General features: G+C 30.4%; 7 protein-coding genes. 6 read left to right on the top strand and 1 reads right to left on the bottom strand.

Annotated features, from left to right (window positions below):
- The first annotated feature begins 231 nt into the window (after window positions 1-231).
- The 5 genes from RR561_RS04110 to RR561_RS04130 all read left to right on the top strand — a co-directional run bounded on the left by RR561_RS04110 (window position 232) and on the right by RR561_RS04130 (window position 10,340).
- The gene (locus RR561_RS04110) at window positions 232-2,172 is read left to right on the top strand and encodes a cell wall-binding repeat-containing protein (protein ID WP_332506191.1); all 1,941 of its coding nucleotides are present in this window, start codon (window positions 232-234) and stop codon (window positions 2,170-2,172) included.
- A 547-nt stretch (window positions 2,173-2,719) separates the two neighbouring features.
- Complete coding sequence (mutS, locus tag RR561_RS04115) at window positions 2,720-5,509, top strand: DNA mismatch repair protein MutS (protein WP_332506192.1); 2,790 nt, start codon at window positions 2,720-2,722, stop codon at window positions 5,507-5,509.
- A gap of 59 nt (window positions 5,510-5,568) precedes the next feature.
- Window positions 5,569-7,848 (top strand): DNA mismatch repair endonuclease MutL, encoded by a 2,280-nt coding sequence (mutL, locus tag RR561_RS04120; RefSeq protein ID WP_332506193.1) that lies wholly within the window; start codon window positions 5,569-5,571, stop codon window positions 7,846-7,848.
- Between the two features lie 82 nt (window positions 7,849-7,930).
- On the top strand, window positions 7,931-8,857 hold the full coding sequence (gene miaA, locus RR561_RS04125; RefSeq protein ID WP_332506195.1) for a tRNA (adenosine(37)-N6)-dimethylallyltransferase MiaA: 927 nt from the start codon (window positions 7,931-7,933) through the stop codon (window positions 8,855-8,857).
- A gap of 196 nt (window positions 8,858-9,053) precedes the next feature.
- A complete protein-coding gene (locus tag RR561_RS04130) occupies window positions 9,054-10,340 on the top strand; it encodes a methionine gamma-lyase family protein (protein WP_332506197.1) in 1,287 nt (428 codons plus the stop codon).
- A gap of 145 nt (window positions 10,341-10,485) precedes the next feature.
- Here RR561_RS04130 and RR561_RS04135 read toward each other — a convergent pair whose 3' ends face one another.
- Window positions 10,486-10,983 (bottom strand): prolyl-tRNA synthetase associated domain-containing protein, encoded by a 498-nt coding sequence (locus RR561_RS04135; protein ID WP_332506198.1) that lies wholly within the window; start codon window positions 10,981-10,983, stop codon window positions 10,486-10,488.
- 1,050 nt (window positions 10,984-12,033) lie between these two features.
- Between RR561_RS04135 and nrdD the strand changes: the two genes are divergently transcribed.
- A complete protein-coding gene (gene nrdD, locus RR561_RS04140; RefSeq protein ID WP_332506200.1) occupies window positions 12,034-14,154 on the top strand; it encodes an anaerobic ribonucleoside-triphosphate reductase in 2,121 nt (706 codons plus the stop codon).
- Window positions 14,155-14,162: the final 8 nt, after the last annotated feature.

Raw genomic sequence — 14,162 nt, forward strand, 5'->3', positions numbered from 1 at the left:
TAAGATATAAAATTTATACTTAATTAATATATTTGATTTAATGTATATATTTTTTCATAGTATTTAAAATAATATATATCTTTTTTCATTTTATTTTCAAATTATATCTTGATATGAAGATTTCAAAGTGTTAAGCTTAAATAGATAGAAAATTAGCAATAGTTTTAAATAGCACTTCAAATTACAATTCATACTATTAATATATGAAAATATTTTATAAGGGAGATTTATATGAAAATCAAATCTGATATTTCAAAGGTCCTTACTCTTGCTCTGCTTATAAGCAGTATAGCAAGTGTATCTAATGCAGAGGATCTAAATGTAAGAACTATTAAGGGGCAAAACAGAATTCAAACATCTATTGAATCTGCTAAACTAGTAGACTCTAAAACAGTTGTAATTGCAAATGCATACACATACGCCGACTCATTGAGTGCATATAACGTAGCCAGCAAATACAATGCTAAGCTAATCCTAGTCGACAATAAGACAGATCTAAGTAAAGAGCTAAAAGAAATAAAGCCTACAAAAGCCTATCTAATAGGTGGACAAAACACTCTAAATGGAAAGGCAGTAGCAAGTGTATATGAAAATGTCAAGGACGTAAAAAGACTTGACGGAAAAAACAGATATGAAACTAATGACAAAACATTAGCAGAAAGTGGCTATCACAATGTCGGTGTAGCAGATGGTAGAAACTATCCAGATGCTTTATCTGCCTCAGGACTATTAAAGGATAAAAACCTTGGTCTAAAGCTAGTAAACGGAGCAAAAGCATATAATACTGACAAAAATGTAGTCTATACATTTGGTGGAATCAACTCAGTAAAGCAAGATGGTGGAAAACGTTTAGCAGGGCATAACAGATATAACACATCTGAAGTAATCAATAATGAGCTAGGAAAGGTGGACACAGTAGCTATAACTACTGGCGAAAACTATGCTGATGCTCTATCTTCAATAAATGTAGTAAACTCAAGATCAAAAGTATCAGTAATGCTTACAAATAAGATAAGTTCTAATCAAGAAAACTATATAAAAGATATATCAAATAAAATCATAATAGGTGGAATGCTACCGAAAGAAACTATGGATAAAATATACGGTAGAGTAAGTGAGAAACCAAAAGACGATACAGTAACAACTCCTGAAAAACCAAAAGACGATACAGGGACAACACCTACAACACCAGAAAAACCAAAGGATGACACAGGAACAACAAATCCTAGTGATGATAAAAATAGAAGCTATGAATACGTCTATTTTGATGTAGCTCTTGAAGAATATCAACAGCAATTAGACATTCATAGACCTAAAACACTAGATCTTGAATCAATAAAAAGCGGAGTTCCAGCAGGATATAAGTTAGTTTCAACAGATGATGAAATTAGAGATTTCAAAAATGTTCTACCTAATAAATTAATGACAAATTATGTGTATGTAGCAAAAGAAGATAGAAAAGTTGTAAATACACAAGATGAATACAATAAGTATATGATAAGTAAGTTAAAAACTGGCATAGATGATGGCGAAACTATACAAGTAGCTAAAAATGTAAATCCGAGCGAAGCCCTTAGCAGAGTGGCTAGTGGTATGGGATTTGAATTAAACCAAAGTATAAATAGATTAGAAAATTCTCCTGAAAAATATAAAAGCATAACTATAAATATGTTAATTAAGCAAAGATATTGGACAAAAGAGGATTATAATAAAAATGAATACAATAATAATTTAAGTAAAATAGAAAAACTGATAAATGATAGCGGTGTCAATAATTTAAATACAAACAAAGAAAAAGTTGAAAATTTTGCTAAGTATTTAATGGCTAAATTTCCATATAACAAAGATTTAGATAATGAACTAAAAAATAGAAGTCCCTATTCTATAACAAATTATGGAACAGCTGTTTGTGAAGGCTTTACCTTTACATATAATCAAGCAATGTTATTACTTGATATTCCATCTATTTCAATTGAAGGCGATTCACATATGGAAGCTATGCTTTATATTAATAATAGTTGGAAAGTTTATAATGTAACTGGAATAAAAAATTGGAAATCTGGATTAGAAATTAAAGATATTAATAGCTCATTGCTTTCAAGAAGTATATTAAAACCAGAAGATTATCCAAATGAACAATTGAGAAATGAATTAGTAAGTCTATATAAATAAAAATGGATGGCAACCTTAAAATTAACTGTAAAAAGTAGAACTATGTAGTTCTACTTTTTTATTGTTTGAATTTTTTTAAAAAATTCATTTATAAAAATATCAAATATTAATATATAAAATAACAAAAATACAACCATTATAGCAATGTAGTTTAATTGAATATAGATAATAAATATGTTATAATCTAATTAGTCAAAGATATAAAATGTTAGTTTTAAAACTAATAAAAGTCAATTCAATCACAAGTCATAAAAATAATCAATTAATTATCTGATTAAAAATCTTAAAAAAAAAGTGATCAATACGTTTAAATTAAATAAGAAAGGTTGTGAGAATACAATAACACCTTTAATTTCATTAAAAAAAGGTGAAATGAAGGATCAAAAGATTTCTCACATAGATATAAAAGCAAGCTTTCATGCAGAATCAGACATAGCTATCTAATAAATACAAAAATTCAATACTATTATATAATAAAAAGCGATGAATTAATTTTGTCGCTTTTTGTGATATAATATAGTATTGATATAAATTGACGGAGGTAAAGATGAACATAGATAAAGACAAGCTTTCTCCTATGATGAGAAAGTATTTAGAGACAAAAGAAGAATACAATGACTGCATTCTGTTTTATAGACTTGGAGATTTCTATGAGATGTTTTTTGATGACGCACTTTTAGCTTCCAAAGTATTAAATATTGCTTTGACAGGTAAGGCATGTGGTTTGGAAGAAAGAGCACCTATGTGTGGTGTTCCTTTCCATTCTGCATCTTCATATATAACTACATTGATAGAGTCTGGCTACAAGGTTGCTATAGGCGAGCAAGTTGAAGATCCGGCTACAGCCAAGGGATTGGTTAGAAGAGAGGTTGTAAAGGTTGTGACTCCAGGTACACTTTTGGAGGACGATTCTCTAGAAAAGGCTCAAAACAACTATCTGATGAGCGTATATTTTGGAAATGAAGATCAGGTGGCTATTAGCTATGCAGATATTAGTACTGGTGAGCTAAATGTTACCAAACTAGATTCTTCTAAGGTAAAAGATGAGATTGCAAAGATTTCTCCTGCTGAGATTATATCCAATAGTGATGATTTCAGAAAAAACGTCAAGGGACTTTGTGATATGGCTAATATATATTTAAATGATGATTTTAATAATACTTTATTAGATACTAAGATATTGACAGATACTTTTTCCAAGAAATATTTAGAAGATCTAGATATTTATGGCAATGCCTTGTTTGAAAAGTCTATATCTGTTGCCTTGAATTACATAAAAAAGACACAGATGCTGGATTCAACCAATATTAGCAGTATAAATATCTACAATTCAAATGACTATATGACACTAGATCTATTCACTAGAGTAAATCTTGAGCTGACAAAGACTATGAGAGGATCTAAGAAGAAGGGTTCATTGCTACAGGTATTAGACTCTACTTCTACACCTATGGGTGCTAGAATGCTTAGAAAGTTTATAGAGCAGCCTCTGACAAATAGAGATAAGATAGAGTTTCGATTAAATATTACAGAGGCAATAAAGGATGATTTTATACTTAGAGAAGATCTAAAGGACAAGCTATCTAATATATTTGACCTAGAAAGAATATGTGCCAAGATTGCATACGATAGGGTATCACCAAAGGATTTAGTCAATCTAAAAAACAGTGTCGGCATGATACCAGCAGTACTAGATACGATTGGAAAATCCCAGTCCAAGATACTTTTGGACTTTACAGAAACTATAGATCCTTTGATAGATATTTATGATGTGATAGACCAAGCCATCTTGGAAGATCCATCACAAAATCTCAAGGAAGGAAATATTATCAAAAGTGAGTACAGTGATGAGCTATCCCAGTTGAGAGATATTTCTCAAAATGGTGCATTTGTAATCAAGGATATAGAATCTAAAGAAAAAGAAAAGACAGGAGCCAAGTCACTAAAGGTTGGATACAACAAGGTCTTTGGTTACTACATAGAAATTACAAAGGCAGCACTTTTGCAGGCAAAGCTTGATGATAGCTATATAAGAAAGCAGACTTTAGTAAATGCAGAGAGATTTATAACTCCTGAGCTCAAAGAGATAGAAGATAAAATAATAAATGCAGAAGACAAGATTAAAAACATGGAATACGAGATGTTTAAAGATATTAGAAATAAGATATACCATAATATAGAGAGAATACAAAGAGTTGCATCTATTATAGCAGAACTAGATGTATATCTATCAAATGCTTTAGTAGCTAGTAAGTACGACTATGTAAAGCCTTTAATCAACAATACTGGCGAGCTAGATATAAAAGATGGAAGACATCCCGTTATAGAACAAATAATGGGCTACGAAAATTTTATATCAAATGATACATATATAGACAAAGATAACTTTATAAATATTATTACTGGTCCTAATATGTCAGGTAAGTCCACATACATGAGACAAAATGCCTTGATAGCTCTAATTGCACATATAGGTAGTTTTGTACCTGCAAGCTATGCAAATATACCTATATTAGATAGGATATTTACTAGAGTGGGTGCTAGTGATGATTTGTCTCAGGGACAGTCTACATTTATGGTGGAAATGGACGAGGTAAGTCATATACTTCAAAATGCTACTAAGGATAGTTTGATTATTCTAGATGAGGTCGGCAGAGGTACTAGCACATATGATGGAATATCACTTGCTTGGTCTATAGTTGAGTTTATACATGATAGAATTGGTGCAAAAACTTTATTTGCCACACACTATCATGAGCTAACAGACCTAGAAAATAAGTATGATACTATCAAGAATTACTCTATTGCAGTGAAAGAAGATGGAGAGAATATAGTATTTCTAAGAAAGATTGTTCCAACTGCAGCGGATAGAAGCTATGGTATATATGTAGCTAGACTTGCCAAGCTACCAGAAGAGGTTCTAGATAGAGCGGATTCTATTTTATCTGAACTTGAAAAGAATCATTTGGCAAACTCTTCTAGTATTACGAGTTCTTCTCTTGATAAAGTCAATAATCCTTCTTCGTCAGTTGATTCTAATAGCGAGGATGAAACTCTTGATCTAGAGAAAGAGGAATTAAATGATATAAGTGATATAAGTGATGTAAGTATGGATAAGAATATTCAAATAGAATCAATAGAGTCAACAGAATCAAATAAAAAAGATTCTATATCAGAAAATATGCAGATAAGCTTTGAGGATATTTGTGGAGATGATGAGTACAAAGAATTTGTGTCTGAGGTTCTTTCAATAGACATGATGAACTCTACACCTTTAGATATTATGAATGTTATGTATGCTCTTCAAAAGAAGGCGAAGGAACTTTCTGCAAAATAATGATTTAAAAAGTAGATAATTTACTTAATTATATGTAATTAAATGGATTAGGAGGAAATATGCCTAAGATTAATGTTTTAGATGATATAACAATAAATAAAATTGCAGCAGGAGAAGTTATAGAAAGACCATCTTCAATAATAAAAGAATTGGTAGAAAACTCAATTGATGCTGGATCAAAGTTTATTTCTGTAGAAATAGAAAATGGTGGCAAAGATTTAATCAAAATTATAGATGATGGATGCGGTATAGATGCTAGTGACATAGATAAAGCTTTTATGCGCCACGCTACGAGCAAAATAAATAGGGCAGAGGATTTATATTCGCTTAATTCTTTGGGCTTTCGTGGAGAGGCTCTAGCATCTATATGTGCCGTTTCAAAGCTAGAGATGATTAGTAAAACAAAAGATTCCCTAACAGGAACAAAAATACAATTAAACGGTGGAATAATATCTAGTAAGGAAGAAATAGCCGCGAATAAAGGAACACAAATAAGCGTGCTATCTTTATTTTATAATACACCTGCTAGAAGAAAGTTTTTGAGATCAAATCAATCGGAAGCTCTAGCCATTACTAGTCTAATGAACAAGCTGGCAATTGGAAATCCAGATATAAGATTTAAATATACAAACAATAAAAAATTAGTTTTTGAAACTATCGGTGACGGTGTACTTTTCAATACAATTAGAAAAATTTATGGCAAGGATATAAGTGATAATTTAATAGAGCTAGATTATGAATCTAAGTATTTTAATATACAAGGATACACTGCAAATAATAATATATACAGATCAAATAGAAAGCTACAACATATTTTCATAAATGGTAGATATGTAAAAAGCGCTAATATTATGAATGTGATCAATGATTCTTATAAGGCTATTATACCTATTAATAAGTTTCCTGTGTACTTCATAAATATGACTATGGATCCAGGAACGATAGATGTAAATATTCATCCTAGCAAGCTAGAAATAAAGTTCAATAAAGAGGATGAACTTCTATCAGAACTGAGTGACTATATCAGAGGAATGTTACTTAAAAATAGTCTAATTGGTAAATACAGAGGAAGTGTCAACACGAAAAAAGACTTGTTTAGTTATAAGGATGCTTCTAGAAGTTTTGATAGTTTTTCTTACAGCGAAGAGGATCAAATAGAAAACTCAAAATCTAAAACATCAGAAAAAAGCTTACATGAGCCTGTGGAATCTAGCTCAATCGATAATGGTGTCAAAAGTAAAGGTTCAAATACTATTGACAATGAAGCCTCTAGAGTGGAAAATTCAAATGTCAGCAGTACTAATACTCGTACCCATAATGACTCGGATATAAAAAGCAAAGAAATTTCAACAGAAAACAACATTCCAGATACTTATGACACCAAAAAGTCTTTTGAAAGTAATCCTAGTAATTCAAATAAAAAAGCTTTTCTAAATGAAGATGTGACTAAACAAATAGAAAATCTTTCTGAAATAAAAAATATTAATAGCTTTAAAAAACTCAAAGATTATGACACTTATGACACTTATGACACCAGAAAAGAAGAAGTTTTTTTAAAAGATACTTCTGAAAAATCTAAAAAAGAAAAAGATGAAAATCTAGATAAAGAAGAGAAAAAAGAAAATTTTAATGGCTATCAAAATCTTAGTGATAATTCGAAATCTAAGTCAATTCAGGAAAGCAAAAAAAGTTACCTGAATAAAAATATACAAGAAGAAAATCAAATGGATTTTTTAGATGAAAATGATGCTGCTAAGAATCGTGATTTTAAAAATTTAATCTTCTCTGGGATAATATTTGATACCTATGTTATATTTACAAAGGCAGATGAAATGATAATGATGGATCAACACGCTGCTCATGAAAGAATAAGATTTGAAATGTATATGAAAAAGTTCAAAAATAATACCCTTAGTATTCAGATGTTGATAGAGCCAATAATAATGGATTTATCTCCAGTTGATATGGCTCTTACAGTCAAGAATCTAGATATATTTGAAAGGTTCGGATTTATAATTGAAGAGTTTGGCCATAAAAATATTAGTATTAGAGGTGTACCAAATACATTCGGAAGCCCAGAGAGTCAAAGATTTATATATGAAATAATAGATAACTTGGGTAAAATCACAAATGTATATGATACTAAATATGATAATATTGCAGAAATTGCTTGCAAATCTGCTATTAAAGGTAATGAAAAAATTAGTTATCAAGAGGCTATGGAATTAATAAAAGAACTAGAACTTTGTGAAAATCCATATACTTGCCCACATGGAAGACCCATTATGGTAAAAATGACAAAGAATGATATAGAAAAAATGTTTAAAAGAAAAATGTAAAATTAGCTAAAAGCAATTGTAAAAGTTAAAAAATGTAGTAAAATAGTAAAGTGGAATGTATTTAGGAAACGGTGGTGATAATATGAATAAAATTCCTGTTTTAATACTTACAGGTCCAACAGCAGTCGGAAAAACCAATCTTTCTATACAACTCGCAAAATCTCTAAATGGGGAAATTATTTCTTCCGATTCCATGCAGATATACAGACATATGGATGTAGGGAGTGCCAAAATTACTGAAAAAGAAATGGATGGAATAAAACACTATCTTATAGATGTTGTTGACCCTGATGAAGAGTTTTCAGTGTCAGATTTTAGAGAAATGGCTGAAAAGTATATAGAAGATATACATAATAGAGGCAAGCTTCCAATTATAACTGGTGGCACTGGGCTTTATTTAAATTCTCTGATATATGATATGGATTTTGGTCATTCAAATTCAGATGAAAAGCTAAGAAAAGAACTCTACTCATTGTATGATCAACATGGGGCTGAGTATATGCATGATATTCTTTCTTCTTTATCAAAAGAGTCTGCAGACAGAATTCATCCAAACAATGTAAAAAGAGTAATTCGAGCTATTGAAATATATAAATCAGGTGGAAAATTAGGAGACTTCTCAAAAGATCTTCAATACAATGAACATATAGATGCAAAAGTAATCGTTCTTAGTAGAGATAGAAAGTACCTTTATGATAGAATAAATATGAGAGTGGACATTATGTTTGAACAAGGTCTACTAAATGAGGTCAAAGAGCTAAAATCTATGGGATACTCTCAAGATATGGTCTCAATGAAGGGCATTGGATATAAAGAAGTATTAGACTATCTAGATGAAAAAGAAACACTAGAAAGAACTATTGAGATAATAAAGCAAAGTACTAGAAAATATGCCAAAAGACAGATAACTTGGTTTAAAAAGTATAAAGATGCTCTATGGATTGATGTTGGAGAAGTTTCAGGTATAGATGAACAGATTAAACTAATTGAAAATTTTATCGCTAAGTAAAATATAAAACTTATAGATTTATATTGATAGTAGATCTATAAGTTTTAATTGGCGTGCAAACATTATGTACAGATATATTCTATTAAATAGCTTACTTAAATTTAGTTGATTCTAGCTAGAATTTAACTTTTGATAGAATATATTAGTGTTCATAATAAGAAAATAATAAACATATAACACTATAAGGAGATTTGAAATGTTAAAAGAAACAGAAGAATTATTATTAAAAAATTACGGAATTGATAGAAATATATTTGAACTTTCTAAGGAAGTAGATAGAGATATCCAGCCTCAGTTTGACAAAATGAGAGAAATTAGAGAATATAATCAGCTTAAGGTTCTAAATGCTATGCAAGAAGCACATTTAAGCGATAATCACTTTAACTGGACTACTGGTTATGGATACAATGATCTAGGTAGAGAAAAAGTTGAAGAAATATATGCTAGAGTATTTCACACAGAAGATGCCTTGGTAAGACCTCAGATAGTTAATGGTACTCATGCGCTATCTCTAACAATACAGGGAATCGTTAGACCAGGAGATGAGATTCTTTCTATCACTTCTGCACCATATGACACTCTTCAAGGTGTAATTGGTATTAGAGAAGAAATAGGTTGTCTAAAGGAATTTGGAGTTACATATAAGCAAGTAGATTTCTTAGAAAACGGAAATATCGATATAGAAGGTGCAAAAGCTGCAATAAATGAAAATACTAAACTTATTATGATACAAAGATCAAAGGGATATGCTTGGAGAAAGTCACTAAGTGTAGAAGATATAGATGAAGCTATCAAGGCTGTAAAATCAGTTAGAGAAGATTTGATTGTTATGGTTGATAATTGCTATGGAGAATTTCTAGAAACTAAAGAACCTACAGATGTAGGAGCTGACGTAATTGCTGGATCACTTATCAAAAATCCAGGAGGAAGTCTTGCATTAGCTGGTGGTTACATTGTTGGAAAGAAAGACATTATAGAGTTAATTTCTTATAGACTGACTTCACCAGGTATCGGAAAAGAATGTGGTCTAATGTTTGGTACTACTAGAACCATACTTCAAGGTCTTTTCCAGGCTCCATATGTGGTATCACAAGCTGTTATGGGTGCAATATTCTGTGCTAGATTATATGAAAAATTGGGTTACAAAGTAAATCCAGCATATGATGATAAAAGAAGTGATATCATACAGATAGTACAGTTAAATAATGCTGATGAAGTCGTGAAATTCTGTGAAGGTGTACAAGCAGCTGCACCAGTCGATTCATATGTTACACCAGTTCCATGGGCAATGCCAGGATATGATGACGAAGTAATTATGGCAGCAGGAGCTTTTGTTCAAGGATCATCCATAGAATTAAGTGCAGATGCACCTATAAGAGAACCTTACAATGTGTATTTCCAAGGTGGAATAACATATGATCATTCAAAAATGGGATCATTAAAGGCTCTTGAGAAAATGGGAATTATAGATTCTAATAAGTAGGATCTTTTCTAATAAATAAAGCATTAGTATTGGTTTGAATTATAAACATGAGGGTATCTACTTAGTTGTAGATGATATTGTTAATGTAAATAGATAAAAATAAAGGTGTTGATAGATAACCTTTCAACACCTTTTATTATTGTTTCTATAGTTCGACAGGGTTAATTATTACACCCAAGTCCGCTAGATACTTTTTTAAACCATTAAGAGAGATTGTTACCATCTTATGGTTTACATTTGGATGGAAGTTTAAATCTTCTCCATTTATTACATTTTTATCTAGAAAAAAAGTTACTAGCTTTTCTTCATCATTGATAAGAGAGAAGGGATTTACTGATCCCGGCTGAAGGTTTAGAACCTTCATAAGTCTTTCTGGAGAAGCGAATGATAGTCTTGTAGATCCAATTTTATCCTTTACTTCCTTCAAGTTTACTTCTGCATCATCTTGAGCAGTGATTAGGTAATATTTATTACCCTTTGCATTTCTTAGAAATAAATTTTTACAATGAATTCCATGTGTTCTATCTTTGATAGCATCGAGTTCTGCAGCAGTATATACTGGTTCGTGTTCAATTACTGTATATTCTATAGCTAGTTCATCTAGCTTGTCATATACTTTTTGTTCATTTTCTAAAATTTCCATATAGACCTCCTGTTATTGACCTAAATAATTGTTAAATATTATCTATAAGAAATTATAACATATATAAAATTAGTAGACAATATATACAAGATATTTTGTGGAATAAATATTTTGCTTAATATAATTTCGAAAAAACGTTTTTATATTTTAATTTTAATTTTTTTTCATACTTTTGCTAATTATTTTTTTGTTGTAGATACAACATATTTTTCTAAATTTTGATTTTTAATTTGTTTGTCAAAGTATTTTATAGTCAGTGATTTTATATTTTTAGTATGTAAATCACACTTTTTTATAAGGTCTTTTTAATAGTGTTAAAGTATCCTTTTCAAGGAGTAGGGGATTTAAAATTCTGTGTATGTATTTTAAAAAGTTTGATTGTAGTCATTTTAATATAAAAATATAGCAATAATACATTATAATAATCTAATTTGTTGATTGAATTAATGTTTTTACAAAACACCATATATGGTATTGATTACTGTTTTTTCTATTTTTTATAACTACATGTATTAGCATAAATTTTTTAAAAATTTTTTGATCTCTTTTTCTTATTATAATAACTTTTATAGCCCCTTATTTGCTTAATACTATATGTTTTGACAATATTGATACCGTATAGATTAAGATTTTTCAAATTTAGGTCAAAAAATGATACTTGTCTTATCACCAAAAATAACGTATACTAAATAACGAAGACACAACATATTGTATTTGATTAACAAATTACTTCTATATATTGTGTATGGATCATATTACTAGGTATTTGCTGATTTTCAGATATATGGACAGAGTTTTATATAATAAATTCGGTATATTTACCTTTTATTATGAACTATTTATGTGTAAAGAATATGTTCAACAATAATGTTATTACATGTTTTTTACACAATTCATCAATAGTACTATTATTTGAGTATCTTGATGAATATGAACTTATTAAAAATTATTAAAATATATATTAAAACTTAGAAGTTGTTTCAAACTTTAAAATAATTGAATCAATTTCTTACATTAATTATAAGTATTTAAGAAAGCGAGTGAGTATTGATGTATGTAATCAAAAGAGATGGAACTTCAGTTCCTTTTGACAGATCAAAAATAAGAATAGCAGTTGAAAAAGCTATGAAGAATGGAAGTGGACTATATCACCCTGATATAGCTGAGGCTGTGGCTAAGGATTGCGAAAAGTACTTCATAGACTTAAATGAAACTCCTACTATATACAAGATAGAAGGATATGTTTATGATAGATTAATTCTTTATAATCATAGCGAAACTGCTAGAGCCTATGAAGGTTATAGAGCTGTTCAACAATTTAAAAGACAGGTAAATACAACAGATGAATCGATAATGAATCTAATGAAGAAATCTAATGAAGATATCATGACAGAGAATTCAAATAAAAATGCTGTTATTTGCTCTACACAGAGAGACTTGATTGCAGGGGAAGTATCTAAGGATATTGCTAGAAGAAAATTAATACCACCACACATTGTGCAGGCACATGATGAAGGTGCAATACATTGGCATGATATGGATTATACGCTTCAACCAATATTTAACTGTTGTTTAATTAATATACAAGATATGTTAGATAATGGAACTGTAATAAATGAAAAGATGGTAGAAAGTCCAAAATCATTTTCTACAGCTTGTACAGTAACTACACAAATTATGGCTCAGGTAGCAAGTAATCAATATGGTGGACAAAGTATTACTATAAGACATCTTGCTCCTTACCTTAGAAGAACTAAGCAAAAATTCTATAATATATATCTTGAAAAATTCCATGATGAGAATTTAGCAGATGAAATTTCTGAAGATATGATGTTTAAGGATTTGAAAGATGGTGTACAGACAATAAGATACCAACTTTCTACTTTAATGACTACAAATGGACAGGCTCCTTTTGCCACTATATACCTTGAAATAGAAGAAGGTCATGAATACGAAAGAGAAATGGCTCTAATCTGTGAGGAAATGATAAGACAAAGATTAGAAGGAATGAAAAACTATAAGGGACAAAATGTAGGTGAAGCCTTTCCTAAGCTAGTATATCTTCTAGATGAAGATAACTGCCTAGAAGGTGGAAAATACGACTATATAACTAGATTAGCTGCCGAATGTACAGCTAAGAGATTGGTTCCAGACTATCAAAGTGCAAAGATAATGAAAGAAAATTATGTTGGTTGTACTTTCCCTCCTATGGGATGTAGATCTCACTTATCTCCTTGGAAAGATGAAAACGGCGATTACAAGTGGTATGGACGATTTAATCAAGGAGTTGTATCTTTGAATCTTCCACAGATTGCTATACTATCAGATGGTAAGATGGGACAGTTCTGGAATATATTTGATCAAAGGCTAGAGTTATGTAAGGAAGCACTTCTTTGCAGACACAAGATGCTTTTAGGAACTCTATCAGATGTTTCTCCTATTCATTGGCAGCATGGTGCTATAGCAAGACTTGAAAAGGGCGAGAAAATAGATGAGCTTTTAAAGGATGGTTATTCAACTCTTTCATTAGGTTATGTTGGTATATATGAAATGGTATATGCTATGCTTGGTGTTAGCCACACAACTCCAGAAGGCGAAAAATTCACTATGGATGTTATGCAACACATGAAAGATGCTTGTGATAGATGGAGAAATGAAACTGGGCTAGGTTTTAGCTTATATGGAACACCTGCAGAATCACTAGTATACAGATTCTGTAGAATAGACAAGGCAAGATTCGGAGAAATAGAAGGCGTAACAGATAAGCTTTACTATACAAACTCATATCATGTAAATGTATGTGAAGAAATAGATGCCTTTAAGAAACTTAAATTTGAGGCACCTTTCCACGGAATATCAACTGGTGGATGTATCTCATACATAGAAGTTCCAGATATGTCTAAAAATCTAGATGCAGTAGAGCAGATAATAAACTTTATATATCACAATATACAGTACGCAGAAATAAATACAAAACCAGATGTATGCTACAAGTGTGGATACACTGGAGAAATTCAGTTAGATGATGATCTTAATTGGTACTGCCCATCTTGTGGAAATAGAGATCAAGATGAAATGCAGGTAATGAGACGTACTTGTGGCTATATTGGAACAAACTTTTGGAACAAGGGACGTACACAAGAAATTGGAGATAGAGTTCTTCACTTATAATAAATTAA

This window comes from Peptostreptococcus sp., assembly GCF_036639115.1.
GTDB lineage: Bacteria > Bacillota > Clostridia > Peptostreptococcales > Peptostreptococcaceae > Peptostreptococcus.

Bases quoted from the DNA above. Each gene is read 5' to 3' on its own strand.
- RR561_RS04110 (WP_332506191.1), top strand. From the start codon at position 232: ATGAAAATCAAATCTGATATTTCAAAGGTCCTTACTCTTGCTCTGCTT.
- mutS (WP_332506192.1), top strand. From the start codon at position 2,720: ATGAACATAGATAAAGACAAGCTTTCTCCTATGATGAGAAAGTATTTA.
- mutL (WP_332506193.1), top strand. From the start codon at position 5,569: ATGCCTAAGATTAATGTTTTAGATGATATAACAATAAATAAAATTGCA.
- miaA (WP_332506195.1), top strand. From the start codon at position 7,931: ATGAATAAAATTCCTGTTTTAATACTTACAGGTCCAACAGCAGTCGGA.
- RR561_RS04130 (WP_332506197.1), top strand. From the start codon at position 9,054: ATGTTAAAAGAAACAGAAGAATTATTATTAAAAAATTACGGAATTGAT.
- RR561_RS04135 (WP_332506198.1), bottom strand. From the start codon at position 10,983: ATGGAAATTTTAGAAAATGAACAAAAAGTATATGACAAGCTAGATGAA.
- nrdD (WP_332506200.1), top strand. From the start codon at position 12,034: ATGTATGTAATCAAAAGAGATGGAACTTCAGTTCCTTTTGACAGATCA.